The organism is Gemmobacter aquaticus, assembly GCF_007859075.1.
Classification (GTDB): Bacteria; Pseudomonadota; Alphaproteobacteria; order Rhodobacterales; family Rhodobacteraceae; genus Gemmobacter; species Gemmobacter aquaticus.
The window spans coordinates 45997-67852 of record NZ_VOAK01000022.1 but is presented as its reverse complement, the minus strand read 5'-3'; the positions used below and the strand labels follow the sequence as shown (position 1 = coordinate 67852).

The window sequence follows — 21856 nt, the reverse complement described above, 5'->3', positions numbered from 1 at the left end:
GCGGTTCAGACCGGCACCGCCATCAGCGCCCCGGTTCTGGTCCAGAGAATTGCGCAGTCGATTCGGCGGTCGGGGTAAATCTGGCGCATCGCATCGGCGTAGGCGCGCATCTGGCGAACCAGACCTTCGGGAATTGCGCCGGGATGATCGGGCACCGTGCGGTTTGATTTGAAATCGATGATCAGCACATGATCCGGACGCACAATCAGCCGGTCTATCTTGCCCAGTAGTCGCTTGCCTTCATGCGGGGCCGTAACTTCGACCTCACGCAAAGCGTCAGGCGCGAAGACGTGCCGCAGCGCCGGGTCTGAGAGCAATCGAGTGGCCTCTGCCAACAACTCGGCGCGTGCCACGGGTTCAGCAATCAGACTGCGCGCAATTATGGGCCACAGATCCGAGGCATCAGGCTCCATCAGCTCCAGCAGCGCGTGAAGGGCGGTGCCACGGTCAACACCATGCACATCTCCGCCTTCACCCTCGCCGGGTAGCGCCTTTGCGCCCCCAAGATCGGACGGTGAGACAGGCTTTTCTGGCTGCTGCCCGGCCGGCGCCGGGGTCGCGGTCCAACCGGGAAGCTGGACATCCGGTGCAGCAACAGGCCCAAGGTCGGGTGTGCCATGCTCCCACGTCCCGAACTCGCAGGCGAGGACTCCATCCGGGCGAGGGCTTGCCCCGATCGCCAGCGCACCGTTGCGGACCAGATCATACCAGGCGGGCTCGCCCTCGGTCGCGCCGGCCTTTTGAGAGGCAAGCGCCCCTGCTGCCGCCACGATCAGCCAGCTTTGGGCGCGGGTGAGCGCGACATACAGAAGCCGCATGGATTCGGCCTGCGCGCGCTCTGCGCGCACCCTGCGCACGGCTTCGATCTGGGCGGGGCTCTCGCCCGAGGGCGTCCGCCAGACGGCATGCGGGCCAAGGCGCAGCACCTCATCCCGGTCGTTTGGACGGGTATCGGCGGTGTCGGGCAGGATGACAATCGGGGCCTCAAGCCCCTTGGCGCCATGCACTGTCATCACGCGGATCTTGCGACCCGCGCTTTCCATCTGGCGCTTGATCTGCACGTCGTCGGCCTGAAGCCAGGTCAGGAAACCGGTCAGGCTTGGCACGTCATTGCGTTCGTAAATCAGGGCCTGCGTCAACAACTCGTTGATCCCGTCTTCGGCCTCGGACCCGAGGCGCGCAAGCAGTTTGCGCCTTCCGTCATGCCGGGTCAGGGCGCGTTCGATCAAGTCGAAGGGGCGCAGGTAATCGGCATTGTCGCGCAGATCCTGCAGCACCGCGACAGCATCTGCGCCACGCTCATACTGGCGCAGCGCCTCCCACAGGTATCCACGACGGGGCTGGGCCAGATCATAGAGCTGAGCCTCGGACCAGCCAAAGAGGGGTGAGCGCAGAACTTCGGCAAGGGCGAGATCGTCCTCGGGCAGGGCCAGAAAGGCGAGGAGCGAGGTCAGATCCTTGACCGCCATCTCGCCGCCCAAATGCAGCCGGTCAGCCCCGGCAATCGGCAGACCTGCCTCTTTGCAGGCGCGGATGATCTCGGCAAACAGGGCAGAGCGGCGACGGACCAGAATGAGGAAGTCGCCGGGGTGTACAGGGCGGGCGCCTTTGCCATCCGGGATCAGGATGCCTGACGACAGGATTTGGCCGATCCGTTCGGCAACCTGCCGTCCGAGACTGGCTGCATGATGTTCCGAGGTGACGAGATCGACCGGATTGCTCCAGTCGTCGTCCGCCGGATTTGACGCGGGCGGGATCGGCGGCCAGATCTCGACGCGGCCGGGCATGGAGCTGCGGAACGCAAGGTGCTGTGAGGGTCCTCCGAGCGCGGGGTGCAGCTGCGGCGGAAAGGTCTTGTCGACGAGGTCGAGTATGAGCGGGGATGAACGGAAGGAATGTTCAAGTTCCAGCCGCTGGAACGGCGCGCCGACCGCGTTCAGGCGATCGGCGAAGGCATCGCGCATCGCGGCAAAGGCGGTGACGTCGGCGCCCTGAAACGAGTAGATGGATTGCTTCTGGTCACCTACGACAAAGATGGTGCGTTCGACATCGCGGGCCCCTTTGCCCGATGTGAATTCTTGCGCCAGAAGCTCGATCACATTCCATTGCTGGGGCGAGGTATCCTGCGCCTCATCCACGAGGATGTGGTCGATCCCCCCGTCGAGCCGGAAGAGCACCCACTGCGCCACCGCCGGGTCGGTCAACAGGGCCTTGGCGCGCGAGATCAGATCATCAAAGTCAAGCGCACCGCGCAATGTCTTGCGATGGGCGTAGATCGGCAGAAAGGCCTGCGCGAACCGGTGCAGCACTATGCTGCGCTGCGCGGCCAGCAGGGCAAGCCGGCGGGGGCGCGCGTCCTCGACGCGGCGCATGAGATCATCAAGCTTGACAGTCAGTGGTCCAAGCGCGGTGCGCGCGTCTTTGTTGGGTAGGCTTCCGGCCTTTGCGCCAAACGGGGTTTTGGCCGTTGCCCCGAACAGCATGAAGCTTTCCAGCGCCTCGACCAAATCAAGGTCCGGCTGCGAAAAATCCAGTGCTGCAAGTCGATCTGCAGTTTTCTGATCTGTCGTTGTCCCCTTTGCGATGATTGAAATCGCCTCGGGTAGCCAGAGCACTTCGTCGCCCAGAACCACGGACGCGACGATGGACTCTGCGGTTTCTTGACCCTGCAGGCCAAAGGCTCTGGCCAGATGGTCAGGCCTGTGCTCCGCGGGGAAACCGTCTGCGTTGCGGATCACCTCGGAGGCGAGCTGCATGAAGTCCTGTCCGCTGTGGCATCGGGCCAGATCGGCCATGATCTGCGGCGCCAGCGACTCCGCCATTTCCTCGAGGATCTCTTCCCGCAGGAGACGCGAGGCGCGGTCGTCCATCTCGGTGAACTGCGGCGAGACGCCGGCCTCAAGCGGAAAGCGACGCAGGATCATCGCGCAGAAACTGTGGATCGTCTGAATACGCAGGCCGCCCGGGGTTTCGATGGCCCGCGCGAAGAGCCTCCGCGCTTGGCCGAGTGTTTCACGTGAAACCTCTCCTTCGATCCCAAGCTCGGCCAGTGCGCCCCGAAGATCTGGTTCGGGTGTCATTGCCCAGGCGCCAAGCCGGGCAAAGAGCCGGTTCTGCATCTCGGACGCGGCGGCCTTGGTGTAGGTCAGACACAAGATTCGCGCCGGATCGACGCCCGACAGCAAGAGCCGTGCAACACGATCGGTCAGGACACGGGTTTTTCCTGACCCCGCGTTGGCGGAAAGCCAGGTTGACCTGTCAGGTCGCGCGGCATCGACCTGGCGCTGGCTGGCGGCATCACGCATTCGGCTCTCCGGCAGTTCCTGTCCGGCAAGGCTGGGCTGGGTCGGTCATTTCCCACTCGCCAAACCGCGAGAGGTGGTCATAGTCGCCGGGAAAATTCGTCTCGAACATAGCCCTTCTGGCAGTGTATCCGGTTTGTGGCTGCATGTAGCGCGCGATCAACCGATGCAGGCTATCCCATGTTTCGGCGGTGATTTCGGCTGTGATCGGGGTGGTGACCACTTTGGGCTGTGTGCCAAGCCCGATGTAGGAAATGCGCGCGACTTCCGTTGGCCCAAGCGGATCAAATCCACCGCGTTCTGCCATGCAGGCGGCCAATAGCAACTGCTTGTCAAACTTGTTTTGCTGCTCGCTCGTCGGCGGGGTTCCGGTCTTGTAGTCGATGATATGCAGGCGTCCGTCCGGCAGCAGGTCAATCCGATCCGGTATCCCCCACAGGCTGAAATCCAGATCCGCCAGCCTGAGCCGACCTGCTTCTTCTAGGCTGACCGGGATGCCGCCGTCGGCACCGTCAACCGACAGGAAGAAGTCTGCTGCGCGTTCAAGCCGTGCCCGCCAGAGCATCCGCGCGGCCGGCCAGGACACCTCTTGCTGCAAGACCTCATCCGCAATGGCCAGAAGCCGCTCCTTCTCTGTGCCAGAGGCGATTCCGGATCGGGCGCGTACGAATGTCTCGAGGATCTTGTGCAGCGTTGATCCCCGCAACCGCGCATCTGGCCCGCGATGCAGTGGATCTAGCTTGCGTAGCCGCAAGATGTAGCGCGCGTAGATTTCATAAGGGTTGCGGATCAGGGTGGCGATGCGCGTCAGCGCCAGTTCGCGCGGTCGATGGGCAACGGGGGGTTGGGGCGAGGGACGTCCCGCCGCAGGCAACGCGGCGTCTGGTCTCTCCAGCCGGTTTGCCAACTCCAGCCATTGATTGCCCCGCCCGCGCATGGCGTCGAGCGCCTCGGGGCCACCCTGATCGGGCAAACCGCCCAGAAGGTTGGTCAGCCTGTTCAGCCACCGGGACGGCACGGTTTCGGCATCTGAATCGCGGCGCGCACGGCTCAGGATCACGCGGGGCGCGGCGATGGCTTGCTGGTAGTCATGCGCGGAAAGGCCGATCTGCCGCTCGGGCAGGCTGAGGCCAGCCTCGAGCCGCATCCTGCGATTAAGCCATGGGTCAGGCGGCGGGGATTGTGGCCAGACGCCGTCGTTGAGCCCTCCCAGAACCACAAGATCCGCACCGCCGACACGGGCCTCGAGCGTGCCCCAGAACATGATCTGTGGGTGGACCATGCGGTCCTCCCGCACCTCGCCGCGACCAAGGACGGCGTCGAACAAGGCGCGGTAGTCAAAGGGTAAAAGGTCACCGCCAGCCTCTGCCTCGGCTAGCAATTCATCCACCGCCGCCCGTGCCGCTTCACCCGCCACGCCATTCCAGAGCGCCCCGCTGCCTGTACCCCATGGGCCACGGGCAAGCGCCTCGGTGATCCCAAGATGGTGCTGCAGCCGGGTCTTCAGCGATGCCTCGCCTTGATGCTCAAGGCCGCCGATGGTCGTGATGATCCAGTCTACCCATGCTTCGCATTCGGGCAGTTTGCCTGCCGTCGCCCAGCCCTGCAGGACCGGAGCAGTCGGGAATGGCGGACCTGACCGGCGCAACCAGAGCTCCAGTTCGCGGGTCAGCAAGAGGTGCCGCCCGCGTTCGGAATCACTCGCCGTCAGCGGATGCTTCAGGATGACCAGAAGCGCTTCGGATGTCAGTTTCTGGCCGAACAGAGACGCAACATGGCGCATAAGCCGACCTGGCGGGGTCAGCGGCAGCGGCTTTCCGGCAGAATCGTCTGGCCGGATTCCCCAGCGATCAAGCGCCGCCTCGACACGGCGGGTCAAGCCGCGGTCCGGGGTAATCAGCGCCGTCCGAAGCCCGTGTTCGGCGGCCTCGCGCAGGATCAGCGCCAGGGCCAATGCCTCGTCCCGCGGGCTGTCGGCCTCGATCAATGTCAGGCTTGCGGTCGCGACGTCCAGATCGGTCAGGGCGACACCCTCGGTCAGCCACTGGTCGGTCACTGGCGCCGGTCGCAGCGACAGCGACACCAGCCTGTTCCTTGGCCCATTGGGTGCCGCGCGATCTGTCCAGGGCCGGACATCTTCGGGCGACAGGTCCATCACCTCGAACAATTGGCGAAAGCGGTATTGCGGGTGATCTTCCGAGGTCAAGGCATCGCCAAGCCCGGCCCAGACGGGCAGCGGCATGTCAAAGTCGAAACCCGGCAGGACGACCACACCCTTTTGCCGCGCCAGCACCTTCTGCATCATGCGCAGCGTGGTTCCGCGTGAGCCGGTCGAGCCTGCGATGATCACCGGGTCAGCAGGATCAAGCGTCTGCCAGGCACGCTCGAGCCCTTCGACCACCTGCCGCAGCCTTGTCTGTTGATCGGTCGCCTCATCTGCGGAAAAGAAGGGCTGCAGGATCTGCATGAACTGCTGCACCCGTGCCCAATGGGCCGAATGGTTTGACACATCGAGCCCTGCAATCGCATCCGGTGAGACGCCTTCGCCCTGCATTTCGTCCATCAGCCGCGCCAGACTGTCGGCCAGATCAAAGACAGCGGCACGCGGCGCGAGATCGGGCTGGGCATCCAGCAACCCCCGGACAAGTCGGCTAAGTTCAAGCCGCCGTCGCAGGGGCGAAACGGGCCGCGACAATCCCAGAAGTGCGGCTTCGGGGTCCAGTTCCGTCAGCAGGCGCAAGCGGGGCAGGAAGGCCGCGCCACTTTGGGTGAACTGCATGCGCACGCGACGGCGCATCCGTTCTGTCGAAAGAAAGAGCTGCACCCGCGCCATCGCCTCGGGCGGCTGCCCGTCCAGCCTTGCGCGCAACCCGCGCACAAGCTCTGCCGGAAAGTCGGCGCCCGGGGGCAATCCGAAAACGCGCGTGTCGCCCAGATCATCCATTTGAAAGCAGCTCTTCCGCCAAGGGGATCGCTTCGGGATAGCCGACGTCCGCACATCCGCCGTCGTGAACCATCCCGAAGGCCCGTCCCCGGCCGATCGCGGCGTCCCAGAGCTGGTTCAGCGAGAAGGCACGCTCAACGAAATCGTCCAATTGGTCGGTGCGGCTGATATGCGCACCGATGTAGCTCAGGCCGGGGCGACCGTTGGCACGCTCCAGCCGGCCATCGGCATCCATAAGGAAATCGCCGCGTCCCTTGTGGGCTGTGAACTGCGCGGCGGGCAAAAGCAGCAGCAACACATCCATGCGCGCCGGGTCCCAAGCCTTTGCCAGTTCGCGCAGCGGGTTGACGCCCGTCCAGACACTATCGCTGTTCATCACGAACACGGGCCCCGCGCCAAGCAGAGGCCGGGCCGCGCGTAGCCCGCCGCCGGTTTCAAGAATTTCGGCACTTTCGTCCGAGATTTTCACCTTTGGGCGCTCGGCCAGATGCCGCCTGATCTGGTCACCATGGTAATGCGTGTTCACCACAACACGCGACAAGGCGATCTCATCCGCAAGATCAAGCGCATGGTCAATCAGGGCCTTGCCCCCCACCTCAATCAGCGGCTTTGGCCGGTCCCGCGTCAAGGCTCCCATACGGGTGCCGAACCCGGCGGCAAACAGCATCATCGCGTCAGGTGCTGGCATTGATCTTCCATCCGTTTCAGCCGGGCTTCCGAGGGCGGTGGCAATTCGGCCTCGCAAACCCGCGCGAGCGCGGCCAGCGCTGGGTGGGCAAGGTTTTCCTGCAACTGTGCCCAGACCCGCGGGACAAGACGCAGGTAGCCTGGTTTCGCATCCCGCATGCAAAGCCGGGCAAAGATCCCCAGAATCCGCAAGGCCCGCTGCGCCCCCAAGGCTGCATAGGCGGCTGTGAAATCCGTCTCTGACTGGCCTGTTTCTGCAAGAAAGGCCTGCCTTGCGGCATTGATCGTGTCACGGCCCACATCGCGCCGGGCATCCTGTAGCAGCGAGACGAGGTCATAGGCAGGTTGCCCCATCTGGGCGAGCTGAAAGTCCAGAAGTCCTACGCGGGCAAGACCTTCCCGCCTGGGCAGCCAGAGCAGGTTTTCGGCGTGATAGTCACGCAGGATCAAGACGCGCGGACCATCGGCGAGGGTTTCAAGCGTGTTGCGCAGGACGGACACAAAGCCTGCACGATCTCCCTCATCGCCAGTGATCGCGCGCCGGTACCAGTCCAGCGCCATGGCTGCGGCTTCGGCCCAGTCAGCGGCGGAGAGGTTCGCCATGCCCGGCGGAGGCGCCGCCGCCTGAAGCCGGGTCAGCACGCGCGTGGCGGCCAGGTAACAGGGCTCTTCCATCTGCGCATCGTCTGAGATCACACGGGCATAAAGCGCATCCCCCAGATCCTCGAGCAGCAGAAAGCCCTGCGTCAGGTCTTGAGCGAGGATCGCGGGCGCCGAAAGGCCAAGGTTCAGCAGGTGGTTGGCGATCAGAACAAAGGCCGCAGGATCGTCGGCCTGGCCGGGTGGTGCGTCCATAAGGACAGCAGACTGACCTGCAAGGTGCAGCCGTTCATACCGCCGGTCCGAGGCATCGCCCGCCAGATGCTGCCGCACGGCACGCCCCCAACCAACCCGCTGCAGAAAACCTGTGGCCAAGTCGGCCCGATCCTGCGTCATGGGCGCAACTCCTGCAGCAGGGGGTGATCGGCGGGGCTGAAGGTCACGCGCCGGCCATCTCCATCATACCCAAACTCAAGGTGAAGGGCGTGGTCGGGTGTCAGCTCGCCCAGCCGATCGGGCCATTCCACAAGGCAGATCGCCTCGGCAAATGCCGCCTCAAGCCCCAGTTCAACGACCTCGTCGGGCGTGGACAGCCGGTACAGGTCGGCATGCCAGATGTCGCCGCCGGTGTGGTCATAGGTTTGAACCAGTGTGAACGTGGGCGAGGGAACTTCGGTTTCAGGTCCGAGCAGGGCGCGGATCACCGATCTTGCGAAATGGGTCTTTCCGGCCCCGATCGGACCAGAAAGCAGCAAGACCGATCCCGGACCCAGCACCCGTGCGAAGGCCTCTCCAAGGCGCGTCGTGGCATCGGCATCGGGCAGTTCGACAGAGGCGCGGGTATCCTTCATGCGCGCAGTTTTAACCCGGCCAGCCCCGGCTGCAAGGCCGCCGTCACGCGCGGCGCAAAACGGCCCGTTCCTGCAGAGGGTCGCCAGCCGGACCGCAGAAGCGCACAAGCGTCATTCGGCCGGGCAGGCGGCTCAAGGTGCAGCGCATCTGCGCTCCATTGGCGAGGACGACCTCATGCGAGAGCAGTGGCGCCTCGTCTGGCAAATGCACGAATTGCTCTGCCGCGTCCCAGAATCCGGTGTCTTGCCCAGGCAGTGCCCAGGCATCACGCTGGGCGGCAAAGGTGGCAGGCTCCAGCCGTTCGGTTGGACGATCGCCCATAAGGTCGGCATAGCGGCGGTTGGTCATGATCAGATCGCCGGTGGCAGCAAAGACCGCAATGCTGTCATCCAGTGCGTCAATTACCGCCTGACCCAGCACGATCTCGGCCCGGTACCTGCGGGCGCGCGATGTCTCGCTTGAGATATCCTCGAACATGAGCGCGAGCCCGCCCTCGGCATAGGATCTGCCGGTCAGCCTGTAGGTCTCTCCCGAGGGGAGCGTCCAGATCTCTTCATAGGGGGCGGTGCTGGCTGCGCGTTCGGTCCCGCTCAGCACCTGCTGCCACTGGCGATAGTCCTTGGGTTCGGGGATCATGTTGCGATCCCGCATCGCATCGAGCACCGAGAACAGCGTCGGGCGCGAGAGCAAGAGTTCGGTCGGCAATCGACAGAGATCGACCAGAGCCGGGTTAAAATTCACCAAGAGGTTCTGGCGATCAAAGATGGCAAGTCCAATCGGCAGGTGGGCAAAGGTCTTGGACAGGGTTCGCGTATAATCGCGCCGTGTCGCTTCAGAGATCACGAGCGCATCCGCCGCCGTGGCAAAGCCAAGTTGTCCATCGTGGTTTTCAACGCGGGTGACGTCAAACCAGAGCGGGGCGCCCTGCGCATCGCAGAGCCGATGGCGGCCGGGCGCCTCGGGCGTTGCCGTGCTTTCGCCGAACAGAACCGGAAGTGGCCAGGCAAGATCAGAACCGGGCTCCAGCCGCTCGGCCACGGCCAGAAGATAGGGCCGGTTCGCCCAGATCACCCGACCATCCGCCGCCTCGCGCCAGATCAGGACCGGGGCAAAATTCACCGCATCGCGCAGAACGCGCGCCTCTTGCTGTTGCGCGTGCACGGTCAGCAGATCAACAGCCGAACCATCGCCCTTGCCCGACAGCCGCGAGAGCTCGATCCGGGTCAGGCCACCGCGCAATTCGGCAGTCAGCGTGACAGAAGGCTGCGCCGGATCGTCAGAGACCAGCGTCAGGGTTCCCAGCGTTTCAAGGTGGGAAAGGCGTGCCTCGATATCCGGAAAGCTGCGCGCCATGATGGACAACAGAGCCGACCAGGCCGTGCCGCCGACCCCGTGTGCCAAAAGCGCCCGCGCGCTGGGTGTGGCATCAAGCAGGGTGTCGCCGTCGAACAGATAGCGGGTGCCGCCATCGGTCTCCGCAAAGATCCGCCCGTCCATCTCGCGCTCACGTCGCTGGACAGCGGCCAGTATGAAGATGCTGCCCAAGGCCGAAAGGGACGTGGTCAGCAACAGCGCCAAGGCCGGGGCCCATCCGAGCACCATTGAGGATCTCCGAAGGAACACTTTCCTTCGGGCATCCTTGGCAAGTGAAGGTTAACGGAACATTAACATCGCGCCAGAGATCGCCCTGTCCTGGCGCAAAAGCCTCAGGTATTCAGGGGGTTGTCACCAAGGGCTCCGCGAGGTGCCGAGATCCGTTCCATCGGCCAGACCACTTCGACGATGGCGCCGCGTTGGGTTGAAGGATCGTCGGTTTCGGCGGCGTTGGCAAAGGTCAGCTCTGCCCCGGTCCGCTCCAGCAGGGTCTTGGCGATGAACAGCCCCAGACCCATGCCGTCATACTCTGGCCGGTCGTACTGGTTGCGCGGTGGCTGGTCGGCGCGGCGGTTGCGCATGAAGGGCTCTCCGATACGGCCGAGGATCTGCGCCGGGTATCCGGGCCCGTCATCGGAAATGCGGATCACAAGGCGCGTGGTCATCCAGTCGGCCTCGATCCAGACATTGGCGCGGGCAAAGTCGACGGCATTCTGGATCAGGTTGCGCAGGCCGTGGATCACCTCGGGCTGGCGCAGGATGACGGGTGGGCCAGTTTCGTCATCAAGGGCGGCCAGTTGAAAATGCACGGTCTTACCGCGGGCGATATGGGGCTCAGCCGCTTCGCGCAGAACGGCCTCAAGCGGGGCCTGACGCAGCTGCAGATCGTCTTTGCCGGCACGCCCCATGCCGCGGAGGATCTCGCGGCAGCGGTCGGCCTGATCGCGGATCAACTGCACGTCGCTGACCAGTTCCGGCCGGTCGTCCAATTCGTCCATCAGCTCGGCACTGACCAGCTTGATCGTCGCAAGCGGCGTCCCCAGCTCATGCGCCGCGGCTGCGACCACGCCGCCCAGATCGGTCAGCTTCTGTGCGCGGGCGAGCGCCATTTGTGTGGCGAGCAGCGCATCCTGCATGGCGTGCATCTCTTTGGCGACGCGATGGGTATAAAGCCCCAGAAAGGCGATGCCGGTCACCACTGCAAGCCAGAAGCCAAAGGCAAAGAGGGGCGGCACCCCGAAGGGCTGTCCATCCCGCATCGCCAGCGGCACATAGGTGATCGCAAGCAGCGTGGACGCAAGGACCGCCGCGGTGCCCAGAAGCAACGTCGCCCGTGCCGACAGCGCCATGGCCGAGATGGTGACAGGCGCCACCAGCAGCACCACAAAAGGGTTGGTCAACCCGCCTGTCAGCCACAACAGAAGCACAAGTTGCGCCAGATCGAATGCGAGAAGGAGAAAGACCTGTCGTTCGGTCAGCGCACTCGTGCCGGGGTTCATGAACACGAGGATCAGGTTCAAGATGACAGAGGCGCCGATGACCAGAAGCCCCGGACCCAGCGGAAGCTCCACCCCGAAAGCCAGATGTGCGGCAAGAATGGTGACAACCTGGCCGGCGATCGCCGCCCAGCGAATCAAAATCGAGGTACGCAGACGCAAGGCGTCGCTCCGCATCGCACGCGGCCGGATTTCGGGGGCAACAGCGGTCAATTCGGTCTCCGGCTGCGAGCGGGGGCGCTTTTGCCATTGTTAAGATCACGCGATTGAAGGATCAATGCGCCGCGTCATATGGGAGTTCGGTTGATGCGAAAGCTGTATGCAGGTCTGGCCGCGGCGGCTCTGTTGGGGCTGGTTGCGGGGCCGCTCGTCTACACGTCATTCCAGGGTGACGCGGATATCTTCGCGCAGTGCCGTCAGGGCCAGATCGGTGGAGGCGCCATTGGCGGGCCCTTCACGCTGGTCAATGGCGATGGACAGACCGTGACCGAGAAGGATGTCATCACCAAGCCCTCGCTAGTTTATTTCGGCTACACCTTCTGCCCGGATGTCTGTCCCATGGACAACGCGCGCAATGCCGAGGCGATTGATCTTTTGGACGCAGCCGGGGTCGACGTGCAGCCCGTCTTCATTTCGATCGATCCCAAGCGTGACACGCCCGAGGTGGTGAAGGATTTCGCCGCGAATCTGCATCCCAAGATGATTGGCCTTACCGGATCACCCGAACAGGTCAAGGCGGCGTCACTGGCCTACAAGACCTATTTCAAGGTTCAGGAAGGCGATCCCGAATTCTATCTGGTCGACCATTCGACCTTCACCTATCTGGTTTTGCCCGATCACGGATTTGTTGAGTTCTTCAAACGTGAGGCAACACCGCAGGAAATGGCCGATGGCGTGGCCTGCTTTGTCGATGCTGCAAAAAACGCCGCAAAAAATTGACCTTTTGGACGAAGCGACCTAGTTTCGTTGAGCTTGAATGATCCGAGGAACCCCCATGGCTGAAGACCTGAGCGCTGAGATCGGCCCTGACCGGTCACTGCTTTTGGTGGACGATGACGAGGCGTTTGTGAAGCGGCTGGCCAAAGCCATGGAAAAGCGGGGCTTTCTTCCGGAGACGGCTGAAAGTGTGGCGGCTGGCAAGGCCATCGCGCAGTCTCGCCCACCTGCTTACGCCGTGGTCGACCTTCGGCTTGAAGACGGAAATGGCCTCGATGTGGTCGAGGCGCTGCGCGAGCGTCGCCCGGATTGCCGGATCGTCGTGCTGACCGGATATGGTGCAATTGCGACTGCGGTAGCGGCAGTTAAAATCGGTGCCACGGATTATCTCTCCAAACCGGCTGACGCGAATGAAGTGACAAACGCGCTTCTGTCGCGCGGCGAGCTTCTGCCCGAGCCGCCAGAAAACCCCATGTCGGCCGATCGTGTCCGTTGGGAGCATATCCAGCGTGTTTATGAGATGTGCGACCGCAATGTTTCGGAAACCGCGCGCCGCCTGAATATGCATCGCCGCACGCTTCAGCGCATATTGGCAAAGCGCAGCCCGAAATAAGTTTGCCAGTTTGGCAAACCAATATTATAACGGCCGTTGATCGGGGCCGGTATTTGTCATTGGCCGTCTTCCGGGTTCGTGTGAAATGGGGAAGGACGACTGAATGGAATTGGACAAGCTTTCGCTGAAAGAGCTGAAAGATCTTCAATCGCAGGTAGCAAAGGCGATTGCCAGCTTCGAGGATCGGAAGAAAAAGGCAGCGGTTGCCAAGCTGGAAGAACAGGCGCGCGAGCTTGGTTTTAGTTTGGCAGAGTTGATGGGTACGCCCGTCGTTCGCAAGCGCGCACCGGCAACGGCAAAATATGCCAACCCGGCAAATCCGTCGGAAACCTGGTCGGGTCGCGGCCGCAAGCCTCGCTGGTTTGAGGCGGCGTTGGCTGCCGGACGGAACCCTGAGGATCTGGCGGTCTAAGCGTCGATCAACTGGATCAGGAAATGGTGACGGGCCAGATAATCGGCCCGCACGTCGACCGGCGCGCGCAGCGCGATGGTGAGGCCTGTGACGATTGCGGGATCAGGCTTGCCAAAAAAGCGGTTGGCCTCTGCCGTTGTAAAACCCGCGATCTGTACCGCCTCAAGCCAGGCGGATATTTTATCGGCAGCCTTGATTGCACCTTTGATCGGCGCTGGTAATTGCGCGGGCAGTCCAAAACGGATGTGAATTGCCGCCGTCAGGCGCATGTCCAATTCACCGTAACCGCCACCGATGGCGGCCTTGACCGGGCTGATCATGTCACCGATCACATATTCGGGCGCGTCATGCAAAAGCGCGGCCAATCGCCAGCGCGCCGCGATCTGCGGGTTCTGCCGCGTGAAGATCTGCTCAACCAGAATAGAGTGTTCGGCGACCGAATAGGGGTAATCCCCGACCGTCTGGCCGTTCCAGCGAGCGACAAAGGCCAGACCGTGGGCGATATCCTCGATCTCGATATCCATGGGCGTCGGATCCAGCAGATCAAGCCTGCGGCCCGACAGCATGCGCTGCCAGGCGCGGGCCTGTCCTCTGGTTGCTCGTGATCCTGCCGCCATTATCCGCCCTTTGCGTTGTCGCCACCGTCCCAGAGTGCTATCTCAGCCGCAATCGACAAGGCAAGGAGTGCGGCGGATGCCGAAGGACTACATCGTCAAGGACATTGCGCTGGCCGACTTTGGCCGCAAGGAACTGGATATCGCCGAAACCGAAATGCCGGGCCTGATGGCCTGCCGCGAGGAATTTGGCACCGCTCAGCCCCTGAAGGGCGCCCGTATTGCCGGGTCGCTGCACATGACCGTTCAGACCGCCGTTCTGATCGAGACGCTGAAGGCCCTTGGCGCAGATGTCCGCTGGGCCTCGTGCAACATCTTCTCGACGCAGGACCACGCGGCAGCGGCCATCGCAGCCAGCGGCACACCAGTCTTCGCCGTCAAGGGTGAGACGCTGGAAGAATATTGGGACTACACCGACCGCATCTTCCAGTTTGCCGAGGGCACCGCCAACATGATCCTCGACGATGGCGGGGATGCGACCCTGTACATCCTGCTTGGCGCGCGGGTCGAGGCGGGCGAGACCGACCTGATCGCGGTGCCGACCTCGGACGAGGAGGTTTGCCTCTTCAACCAGATCCGCAAACGGCTTGCCGCAAGTCCCGGCTGGTTTACCGCGCAGCGCGCCGCGATCCGCGGCGTCAGCGAAGAAACCACGACAGGCGTGCATCGTCTCTATGACCTGCACAAGCGCGGGCTTCTGCCCTTCCCTGCGATCAACGTGAACGACTCGGTCACCAAGTCGAAGTTCGACAACAAATACGGCTGCAAGGAATCGCTCGTTGACGGCATCCGCCGCGCGACAGACACGATGATGGCTGGCAAGGTGGCTGTTGTCTGCGGCTATGGTGACGTGGGCAAGGGCTCGGCTGCGTCCCTGCGCGGCGCCGGCGCACGTGTGAAGGTGACCGAAGTCGATCCGATCTGCGCATTGCAGGCCGCAATGGACGGGTTCGAGGTTGTGGTGCTGGAAGATGTGGTCGACAGCGCCGACATCTTCATCACCACCACCGGCAACAAGGACGTAATCCGCATCGAGCACATGCGCGAGATGAAGGACATGGCGATTGTCGGCAATATCGGCCACTTCGACAACGAGATCCAGGTCGCGGCGCTGCGCAACCACAAATGGACCAACATCAAGGATCAGGTGGATATGATCACCATGCCCTCGGGCAGCCGGATCATCCTTCTGTCAGAAGGCCGCCTTCTGAACCTCGGCAATGCAACGGGTCACCCCAGCTTTGTGATGTCGGCCAGCTTCACGAACCAGGTTCTGGCGCAGATCGAGCTCTGGACCAAGGGCGCGGACTATGCCCCCGGCGTCTACATCCTGCCCAAGGCGCTGGATGAAAAGGTCGCCCGCCTGCATCTGAAAAAGATCGGCGTGAAGCTGACCGAACTGCGCCCCGAGCAGGCCGACTATATCGGCGTGAAGGTCGATGGTCCGTTCAAATCGGATCACTATCGCTACTGACCCTGAACCGACCGCCCCCGCATATGCCGGGGCGGTTTCCTGCCAAGGGCCGTTTTGCCTGCACAATTCCCTTTGTGTCATCCGACGCCTCGCCTAAGGTTCGCTGCAAGGCGGGGCGGGGATCCCGTCGTTTGATGTGAAGGGAGTTTTGAATGAGCAAGCGGGACGAATTGATCGCGAAATATGCCGACGATCTGCGCAACAAGTGCAAGGTTGATCCGGACATGGGGCTGCTGACCAAGGTGACCATTGGCTGCGGCCCTGCGATCTACAATCAGGACAGTGAAACGGTTGCAGCCTCGGACGAATCCGAGCTGGAGACAGTAAAGAAGAATTTTCTGATGAAGAAGCTGGGTCTGGATGACAGCCCCAAGCTGATGGAAGCGATCAACGCTGTCGTCGACACCTATGGCCGGTCCGAGCGCAACAAGTATCGCGCTGTTGTCTACTACCTTCTCGTGCGTCATTTCGGCAAAGAGGCCGTCTACGGCTGATCCGCTGCCTGCTTGTCTGCCACGCGCCCGCCCTGACAGGCGGGCGTTGTCATTCCTGCCAATGTGACTCAAATGCCGCATGCTTGGCTTTTGCCTTGGGGCGCGTGGCGCTGTAGAACAAATCCATGGGCAGGACGCCCGGGGCCTTTTTCAGAACACGCATGGTGCAGGGGGTGCACCTGGGGTGGATGGGGGGTCCCGTTGGGGTCGGGGCCCTCCATTCCTGCATGTTCAGTCACTGTTTCTGCAGAAACTCCACGCTCAGCACTGTGGGCAGGTGGCGCGCGATCTCTTGCCAGCTGTCTCCCTCATCCGAGCTGTAGAATACCGAACCGCTGTTGGTGCCGAAGGCAAGCCCGATTGAGGGACCTGCCCGTGTGGCCATTGCCTGTCGCAAGACAGTGAAGTAGCAGCCCGTTTGCGGCAGGCCCTCGCGTAGCGCCTGCCAGCTTTCGCCGCCGTCGCGCGACCGCCAGACCGCGGCGGCAGCATCAGGCGGAAACCGTCCTGCCATATCGCCATTCAGCGGCAGCACCCAAAGGGTATCGGGATCATTCGGGTGCACAGCGATCGGAAAACCGAAGGTGCTGGGCAACCCCTCTGAGATCTCGTGCCAGCTACGCCCGCCGTCGGCACTGCGGAAGACGCCGTGATGGTTCTGCTGGTAGAGCCGGTCTGTCGTTCCGGGCGCCAGCACTAGGTTGTGCACGCAATGCCCGGTCTCATGATCATGCGCGGCATTGCCGGGATGGGCATGGAGGTGGTCTGCACCCTCATTCGACAGGCGGTTGCGCCGGTCCCATGTCGCGCCGCCGTCCTCGGTCGCGAAGATCCCGGCGGCAGAGATGCCCACCCAGACCCGTTCGGGGTTGGTGCGGTCGGTCACGATGGTGTGCAGCACAAGCCCAGCGCCACCGGGTTCCCATGTCGGCGCCGACGGGTGCTCGGTCAGCCCGTCGATCCGCTGCCAGCTTTCGCCCTCGTCCCGGCTTTGGTAGAGCGCCGCAGGCTTCATCCCGGCAAGCAACCGGTCGTCCGATCGTTGCAGCGACCAGACAGATTCGACCACACCGGTATAGGGCGCGGGCGGGTCGGGCTTCAGATTCATCTGGGCTGCGAACTCTGGCTCGGCCGTCAGCCAATCATCGAACTTGCCGTTTGATAGCTTGGTCAGTCGCCACGTTTCGCCATCGGATGAATGCCAGATCCCGGCGCCCGTCCAGTCACTGCCGCCGCCAGCCCAGAATTGGCCTGTCGCGGCATCGCCAATCACGTGATTGATGGGCCAGCCTCCGCAGAACGGCCCGCGCACACCCCACGCGCCCGTGTCGTTCGACAGAAGAAATGCCCCTTTCGTGGTGCCGATCAGCACCGTATCTGCAGACTCTGCCATCCCATCCTCCCGCGGTTTCCGACGGAAACGCTAGCATGGAACGGTCAAACAGGGGCCCGGAATCAGTCCTCGATTCCTGCCATCCGGCAGACGATTGCCCATTCCTCGGGCGTAACCGGCTGGACCGACAGGCGGGTGTTTGTCACAAGAGCCATCCCCGCAAGGGCAGGTTCGGCCTTGCAGTCCTCAAGCGTGACCGGACGGGGCAGGGGGCGCAGGGCACGGATATGGACGCAGTCCCATCGCGCATCGTCGGTCGTGCTGTCGGGCGCGCTCTCGGCGCAGACCTCGACGATGCCAACAATCTCTTTTCCCTGGTTCGAGTGGTAGAAGAAGCCGAGATCACCCAGCCTCATCGCGCGCATGTTGTTACGGGCCTGATAGTTGCGCACACCGCCCCATTCCTCACCCGCCGCCCCCTTGGCGACCTGCTGATCCCAGCTCCATGTGTCGGGCTCGGATTTGAAGAGCCAATGGTTCATCCGATGACCTTTTTCCATTCGGTGATCTCGACGCTCTGAAACAGACCCGCCTTGGCATAGGGGTCAGCCGCCGCCCAATCTTGCGCCTGCGCGAGCGTCTCGACCTCAAGGATCACCAGCGAGCCACACATGGTGCCAGCAGTGTCAAGAAACGGCCCGGCCATCTCGACCACGCCGGACGCGCGGATATGTTCCAGATGCGCGGCGCGGTTTTCAAGGCGGATGTTCAGGCTATCGGGTTTGTCCTTGCAGACGAGGGCGACGCGCATCGGGGTTACTCCGGTTTCAGGGGGCGGGACAAAAGGCTTTGCATCGCGTCAGTGAGGCCGATCTTTCCGTCGACCAGTGCCGCGACCATGGTCGAGATCGGCATATCAATCTTCTCTTCGCGGGCGATGCGTGCGACGGCGCGGGCGGTGGCGGCACCCTCGACGGTGGTGGTGGGGTCGAAGGCGGATCCCTGCCCAAGTGCGCGGCCAAAGCGAAAGTTGCGCGAATGATCCGAGGTGCAGGTCAGAACCAGATCGCCGAACCCAGAGAGGCCCGCGAGCGTCTCGGGTCGCGCGCCATGGGCAAGCGCCAGGCGCTGCATCTCGGCGTAGCCGCGCGTCATCAGCGCCGCGCGGGCGGAATCACCAAGACCCGCCCCGATCACCACGCCCGAGGCGATGGCGATCACGTTCTTCAGTGCCCCGCCCAGTTCAGCGCCGATCACATCGGTTGTCCGGTACAGCCTGAGTGTGGGAGTTGAAAGCTGGCCCTGAAGCCGCGCGCCAAGCTGGTCGTCGGTGCAGGCCAGGGTCAGCGCCGTGGGCAGTCCGATCGCGATATCGGCAGCAAAGCTGGGGCCGGTAAGCACCGCAGGCGCAGGGCCGCCAGCGCGCGCCAGAATCTCGACCGGGCCAAGGCCTGACTGCAGATCGACACCCTTGCAGCAGGCCACCAGCCGGCGCCCCGACAGCCGTGCGAGATGCGTATCAACAAAGGGTGCAAGGGTCTGCATCGGCAGGGCCAACAGCAGCACCTCTGCCGCATCCGTATCGGCAATTTCTGCTGTGACAGTGACGGTTTCCGGCAGCTCGATCCCCGGAAGTCGTGCGATGGCGCGTCCGGTCTGGTTGCGCCCCCACAGCACCACATCGGTTGTGCGGCCAAGGGTTGCGGCCAGCGCTGCCCCGAATGCACCGGCACCCAGAATGGCGATCGTCATGCCTTGGCTCCCTTCTTGCCCGATCCGATCAGCGCGGGGCTTTTTTGATCGAGCGGCCAGCGCGGCCGGGCGGAAAGCGTCAGATCATCCGCACCGCGCAAGCGAAACTGCTCAATCCCCGCCCAAGCGATCATCGCGGCATTGTCGGTACAAAGACGCAAGGGGGGTGCGAGGAAGGTGACGCCGAGCCCTTCGCAAAGGGCGGTCAGGCGGGCGCGGATCTCGGTATTGGCGGCGACGCCACCGGCTACCGCAAAGACCCCTACAGGGTGATCGGTCAGTGCCCGGCGCGACTTTTCGACCAGCACATCGGCAACCGCCGCCTGAAATGCCGCACAGAGGTCAGCCCGGTCTTGCCGTCGCAATCCACCAAGGCCTGCCATCAGACCATCGCGCGCCCGCAGCACCGCAGTCTTGAGACCGGAAAAGCTCAGATCATAGCCCGGCCGATCCAGCAAGGGCCGGGGCAGGGGAATGCGCCTGGGGTCGCCGCCTGACGCCTCGGCCTGCACGGAAGGTCCGCCCGGTTGTGGCAGGCCAAGGATCTTGGCAACCTTGTCGAAGGCCTCGCCCGGCGCATCGTCGATCGAACCGCCCAGTCGGGTAAAGGCGTCGGGTCCATCAACCCGCAGGAACTGGCAATGCCCGCCAGAGACCAGCAGCATGAGATAGGGATAGGCGATGCCATCGGTCAGGCGCGGGGTCAGCGCGTGCCCGGCCAGATGGTTGACGCCGATCAGCGGCAGGCCGGTTGCAGCGGCCAGTCCCTTGGCGCACATCACGCCCGACAGAACCCCGCCGATCAGCCCCGGTCCCGCCGTCACCGCGATCCCGTCAATCTGGGCGAGCGTCAGCCCGGCCTGATCCAGCGCCGCCTCGATGCACAGATCCACCCGTTCGGCATGGGCGCGGGCGGCGATCTCGGGGACGACGCCGCCAAATGCCGCATGCAGTGAGGTCTGGCCCTCGACGACCGAGGACAGGACCTGCGCGGCCGTACCCGGCGCATGGCGCACGATGGCGGCGGCAGTATCGTCGCAGCTGCTCTCGATCCCCAGGAATGTCAGGCTGTCCGGCATGGTGTCGCAGTTGCTCCGCAGTCCGGTTGCAGGTATCACCAGTGCCATGGTCAGGCAATCCCGCGCATCCCCGGCCCCGCTGGTGATCATTACCCGGCCCGCCGGACAGGGGGCAGAGTTTGCCGCGCAGGCGGCGCGGGTCTTCGGCGCGGACCGGGTGATCGTCTCGCCCCTGATGATGACCGAGTATCTGCCCATCGTGCCGCGCCTTGCGGGTTTTTCGGCCCTTGTCCTGACCTCACCCGCGGCGGTTGAGGCGATCCGGCGCGATCCGCAACCCCTTCCGACCCTTGCCTATTGCGTGGGTGCCCGCACGGCAGCCGAGGCGCGCGCACTTGGCCTCATCGCGCAATCGGCGGATGGAACGGCCGAGGATCTGATGCGCCTTGTCACGCGAGCGCATCACCAAGGGCGCGTCCTCTATCTGCATGGGCAGGACATCAGGGTTGATCTGGCCGCCGCGCTGAATTCGGCTGGAATAGAGACTGTTTCTGCGCTTGCCTATCGCCAGTTGCCTGCACCCCTCTCAGACTCTGCGCGGGCGGCGCTCGCGGGGGACGAGCCCCTGCTGCTGCCCGTCTTTTCGCCTCGCAGCGCACAGCTCCTTTTGGCGGAAATGGAGGCGGCCCACGTTCGCGCGCCGCTGCATTTCGTCGCAATTTCCCCTGCGGCAGCCGCGCCGCTGCGGCAGATTCCGGCCTGTGGGTTGACAATTGCCTCGACGCCCGATGCGGCTGGTGTTCTTGATGCGATGCAACGGGTTGAGTGGGGCAGCGCAAGCGACTAGCTTTGTTCACAGGTCATTCTTGGGGGGAACGATGGCGGAAGCTGAGGAAGAGAAGGACCGGACAACCGACGCCGTAACGCCGGAGCCCCTCGTTCTGTCACCCGAGGTTGCGGCAGAGCCTGATCCGGTGCCGCGCGAATCCACCCAAGTACCGCCTGCCCGGCCCTCCGGTTCGGGGCTTGGCCGCTTTCTCGCGCTCGTTCTTGGCGGTGCGGTTGCGGCAGGTGGCGGCTTTGCGGTTGCACGGTACGGGGTTCAGCAAGGCTGGCCGATCGTCAGCCCGGCCTCATCAGAGGTTGAAGCGTTGAAGGCAGAGATTGCCCGGCTCGATGCGGCGTTGAAATCCGTGACGGACCGACCGGCGCCCGTGGCCGATCTTGGGCCGGTCGAGGCGCGCATTGCCGCGCTGGAAAGCCGCCCCGCAGCGACGGACACCGCCGCGTTGCAGGCGCTGGAGCAGCAGGTTGCGACGCTGGAAAGCCGCCTTGCAGCGCAGAACCCGGCAGATGCGCAGGCGCTCGCCAGCCAGATCGATGCCCGCGTTGCCGAACGGATGCAGGCGGTGACGGCCGAGGCCGAGCGCGCGCAGGCCGAGGCCGAGGCGGCGAAGATCGCCCTTGCGCAGCGTGGGGCGTTGATCGCGCTCGATACCGCGCTGGACAGTGGCCTTGATCTTGGGGAGAGCCTGACGGCCCTTGGTGATGCGGGCATTGCCGTGCCAGAACCTCTGGCGGCACTTGCTGAAAAGCCTGTGTCGCTGGCTGAGCTGCAATCCGCCTTCCCCGAAGCGGCGCGAGAGGCGCTATCGGCCAGCAGGCGCGCGTCGCAGGGCACCGGCACGATGACCGAGCGTCTGAAGACCTTTGTGATGAACCAGACCAATGCCCGCCCTCTCGCCCCGCAAGAGGGTGAGGGTGACGAGGCGGTGCTGTCGCGGATGCAGGCCAGCATTGACGCGGGTCAGTTGGCGGCGGCGCGCGGCATGGTCGACACCCTGTCCGAGCCGGCGCGCGCGGCCATGGCTACATGGGTGGCAGATGCCGACATTCATCTGGCGGCGCGACAGGCGCTGGCCAGCCTGATGCCGCAGAATTAAGGGGGAAGCCG

Annotated in this window: 20 protein-coding genes; 7 read left to right on the top strand and 13 right to left on the bottom strand. The window is 63.8% G+C overall.

What is annotated here, in order from left to right:
* Positions 1-5 precede the first annotated feature (5 nt).
* From addA to regB, 7 genes are all read right to left on the bottom strand, one after another.
* On the bottom strand, positions 6-3305 hold the full coding sequence (gene addA, locus FQU74_RS13370) for a double-strand break repair helicase AddA (RefSeq protein ID WP_146286974.1): 3300 nt from the start codon (positions 3303-3305) through the stop codon (positions 6-8).
* Positions 3298-6246 carry a PD-(D/E)XK nuclease family protein gene (locus FQU74_RS13365; RefSeq protein WP_146286973.1) on the bottom strand — a complete coding sequence of 983 codons (2949 nt, stop codon included), beginning with the start codon at positions 6244-6246 and terminating at the stop codon, positions 3298-3300. The genes addA and FQU74_RS13365 overlap by 8 nt, the downstream gene beginning before the upstream one ends.
* Positions 6239-6934: a nucleotidyltransferase family protein gene (locus FQU74_RS13360; protein ID WP_146286972.1), complete on the bottom strand. Its 696-nt coding sequence runs from the start codon at positions 6932-6934 to the stop codon at positions 6239-6241. Before FQU74_RS13360 ends, FQU74_RS13365 begins: the two co-directional genes overlap by 8 nt.
* Positions 6913-7929, bottom strand: a complete 1017-nt coding sequence (locus tag FQU74_RS13355) for an aminoglycoside phosphotransferase family protein (RefSeq protein WP_146286971.1) — start codon at positions 7927-7929, stop codon at positions 6913-6915. Before FQU74_RS13355 ends, FQU74_RS13360 begins: the two co-directional genes overlap by 22 nt.
* Positions 7926-8384, bottom strand: coding sequence for a tRNA (adenosine(37)-N6)-threonylcarbamoyltransferase complex ATPase subunit type 1 TsaE (tsaE, locus tag FQU74_RS13350; RefSeq protein ID WP_146286970.1), 459 nt, complete (start codon positions 8382-8384; stop codon positions 7926-7928). Before tsaE ends, FQU74_RS13355 begins: the two co-directional genes overlap by 4 nt.
* Positions 8385-8427: 43 nt before the next feature.
* Entirely contained in the window at positions 8428-9987 is a 1560-nt protein-coding gene (locus FQU74_RS13345; RefSeq protein WP_146286969.1) for a PAS-domain containing protein, read from the bottom strand.
* A 104-nt stretch (positions 9988-10091) separates the two neighbouring features.
* Positions 10092-11468 (bottom strand): sensor histidine kinase RegB, encoded by a 1377-nt coding sequence (regB, locus tag FQU74_RS13340; protein ID WP_373289027.1) that lies wholly within the window; start codon positions 11466-11468, stop codon positions 10092-10094.
* A 93-nt stretch (positions 11469-11561) separates the two neighbouring features.
* On the opposite strand from regB, the gene FQU74_RS13335 reads away from it, so the two are divergent.
* From FQU74_RS13335 to FQU74_RS13325, 3 genes are all read left to right on the top strand, one after another.
* A complete protein-coding gene (locus FQU74_RS13335; protein WP_146286968.1) occupies positions 11562-12194 on the top strand; it encodes an SCO family protein in 633 nt (210 codons plus the stop codon).
* A gap of 55 nt (positions 12195-12249) precedes the next feature.
* A complete protein-coding gene (locus FQU74_RS13330) occupies positions 12250-12804 on the top strand; it encodes an ActR/PrrA/RegA family redox response regulator transcription factor (protein WP_146286967.1) in 555 nt (184 codons plus the stop codon).
* 103 nt (positions 12805-12907) lie between these two features.
* Positions 12908-13216, top strand: coding sequence for an H-NS histone family protein (locus tag FQU74_RS13325; RefSeq protein WP_146286966.1), 309 nt, complete (start codon positions 12908-12910; stop codon positions 13214-13216).
* On the opposite strand, the gene FQU74_RS13320 is transcribed toward FQU74_RS13325, so the two are convergent.
* Positions 13213-13833, bottom strand: a complete 621-nt coding sequence (locus tag FQU74_RS13320) for an HD family hydrolase (protein ID WP_241659877.1) — start codon at positions 13831-13833, stop codon at positions 13213-13215. The two genes, FQU74_RS13325 and FQU74_RS13320, sit on opposite strands and share 4 nt — an antisense overlap.
* A 76-nt stretch (positions 13834-13909) precedes the next feature.
* Between FQU74_RS13320 and ahcY the strand changes: the two genes are divergently transcribed.
* Both ahcY and FQU74_RS13310 read left to right on the top strand, forming a co-directional pair.
* Positions 13910-15304: an adenosylhomocysteinase gene (gene ahcY, locus FQU74_RS13315; RefSeq protein ID WP_146286965.1), complete on the top strand. Its 1395-nt coding sequence runs from the start codon at positions 13910-13912 to the stop codon at positions 15302-15304.
* A gap of 152 nt (positions 15305-15456) precedes the next feature.
* On the top strand, positions 15457-15798 hold the full coding sequence (locus FQU74_RS13310; RefSeq protein ID WP_146286964.1) for a DUF2853 family protein: 342 nt from the start codon (positions 15457-15459) through the stop codon (positions 15796-15798).
* A 235-nt stretch (positions 15799-16033) separates the two neighbouring features.
* Here FQU74_RS13310 and FQU74_RS13305 read toward each other — a convergent pair whose 3' ends face one another.
* The 5 genes from FQU74_RS13305 to tsaD all read right to left on the bottom strand — a co-directional run bounded on the left by FQU74_RS13305 (position 16034) and on the right by tsaD (position 19962).
* Positions 16034-17191 (bottom strand): WD40/YVTN/BNR-like repeat-containing protein, encoded by a 1158-nt coding sequence (locus FQU74_RS13305; RefSeq protein WP_146286963.1) that lies wholly within the window; start codon positions 17189-17191, stop codon positions 16034-16036.
* A gap of 62 nt (positions 17192-17253) precedes the next feature.
* Entirely contained in the window at positions 17254-17673 is a 420-nt protein-coding gene (locus FQU74_RS13300) for an EVE domain-containing protein (protein WP_146286962.1), read from the bottom strand.
* Positions 17670-17942, bottom strand: a complete 273-nt coding sequence (locus FQU74_RS13295) for a YciI family protein (protein ID WP_146286961.1) — start codon at positions 17940-17942, stop codon at positions 17670-17672. The genes FQU74_RS13300 and FQU74_RS13295 overlap by 4 nt, the downstream gene beginning before the upstream one ends.
* Positions 17943-17947: 5 nt before the next feature.
* Complete coding sequence (locus FQU74_RS13290; protein ID WP_146286960.1) at positions 17948-18883, bottom strand: NAD(P)H-dependent glycerol-3-phosphate dehydrogenase; 936 nt, start codon at positions 18881-18883, stop codon at positions 17948-17950.
* On the bottom strand, positions 18880-19962 hold the full coding sequence (gene tsaD / locus FQU74_RS13285) for a tRNA (adenosine(37)-N6)-threonylcarbamoyltransferase complex transferase subunit TsaD (RefSeq protein ID WP_146286959.1): 1083 nt from the start codon (positions 19960-19962) through the stop codon (positions 18880-18882). The genes FQU74_RS13290 and tsaD overlap by 4 nt, the downstream gene beginning before the upstream one ends.
* A gap of 46 nt (positions 19963-20008) precedes the next feature.
* Between tsaD and FQU74_RS13280 the strand changes: the two genes are divergently transcribed.
* Positions 20009-20749, top strand: a complete 741-nt coding sequence (locus FQU74_RS13280; protein WP_158635592.1) for a uroporphyrinogen-III synthase — start codon at positions 20009-20011, stop codon at positions 20747-20749.
* A gap of 31 nt (positions 20750-20780) precedes the next feature.
* The gene (locus FQU74_RS13275; protein ID WP_146286957.1) at positions 20781-21845 is read left to right on the top strand and encodes a COG4223 family protein; all 1065 of its coding nucleotides are present in this window, start codon (positions 20781-20783) and stop codon (positions 21843-21845) included.
* The last annotated feature ends 11 nt before the right edge of the window (positions 21846-21856 follow it).

Bases quoted from the DNA above. Each gene is read 5' to 3' on its own strand.
- addA (WP_146286974.1), bottom strand. From the start codon at position 3,305: ATGCGTGATGCCGCCAGCCAGCGCCAGGTCGATGCCGCGCGACCTGAC.
- FQU74_RS13365 (WP_146286973.1), bottom strand. From the start codon at position 6,246: ATGGATGATCTGGGCGACACGCGCGTTTTCGGATTGCCCCCGGGCGCC.
- FQU74_RS13360 (WP_146286972.1), bottom strand. From the start codon at position 6,934: ATGCCAGCACCTGACGCGATGATGCTGTTTGCCGCCGGGTTCGGCACC.
- FQU74_RS13355 (WP_146286971.1), bottom strand. From the start codon at position 7,929: ATGACGCAGGATCGGGCCGACTTGGCCACAGGTTTTCTGCAGCGGGTT.
- tsaE (WP_146286970.1), bottom strand. From the start codon at position 8,384: ATGAAGGATACCCGCGCCTCTGTCGAACTGCCCGATGCCGATGCCACG.
- FQU74_RS13345 (WP_146286969.1), bottom strand. From the start codon at position 9,987: ATGGTGCTCGGATGGGCCCCGGCCTTGGCGCTGTTGCTGACCACGTCC.
- FQU74_RS13335 (WP_146286968.1), top strand. From the start codon at position 11,562: ATGCGAAAGCTGTATGCAGGTCTGGCCGCGGCGGCTCTGTTGGGGCTG.
- FQU74_RS13330 (WP_146286967.1), top strand. From the start codon at position 12,250: ATGGCTGAAGACCTGAGCGCTGAGATCGGCCCTGACCGGTCACTGCTT.
- FQU74_RS13325 (WP_146286966.1), top strand. From the start codon at position 12,908: ATGGAATTGGACAAGCTTTCGCTGAAAGAGCTGAAAGATCTTCAATCG.
- FQU74_RS13320 (WP_241659877.1), bottom strand. From the start codon at position 13,833: ATGGCGGCAGGATCACGAGCAACCAGAGGACAGGCCCGCGCCTGGCAG.
- ahcY (WP_146286965.1), top strand. From the start codon at position 13,910: ATGCCGAAGGACTACATCGTCAAGGACATTGCGCTGGCCGACTTTGGC.
- FQU74_RS13310 (WP_146286964.1), top strand. From the start codon at position 15,457: ATGAGCAAGCGGGACGAATTGATCGCGAAATATGCCGACGATCTGCGC.
- FQU74_RS13305 (WP_146286963.1), bottom strand. From the start codon at position 17,191: ATGGCAGAGTCTGCAGATACGGTGCTGATCGGCACCACGAAAGGGGCA.
- FQU74_RS13300 (WP_146286962.1), bottom strand. From the start codon at position 17,673: ATGAACCATTGGCTCTTCAAATCCGAGCCCGACACATGGAGCTGGGAT.
- FQU74_RS13295 (WP_146286961.1), bottom strand. From the start codon at position 17,942: ATGCGCGTCGCCCTCGTCTGCAAGGACAAACCCGATAGCCTGAACATC.
- FQU74_RS13290 (WP_146286960.1), bottom strand. From the start codon at position 18,883: ATGACGATCGCCATTCTGGGTGCCGGTGCATTCGGGGCAGCGCTGGCC.
- tsaD (WP_146286959.1), bottom strand. From the start codon at position 19,962: ATGCCGGACAGCCTGACATTCCTGGGGATCGAGAGCAGCTGCGACGAT.
- FQU74_RS13280 (WP_158635592.1), top strand. From the start codon at position 20,009: ATGGTCAGGCAATCCCGCGCATCCCCGGCCCCGCTGGTGATCATTACC.
- FQU74_RS13275 (WP_146286957.1), top strand. From the start codon at position 20,781: ATGGCGGAAGCTGAGGAAGAGAAGGACCGGACAACCGACGCCGTAACG.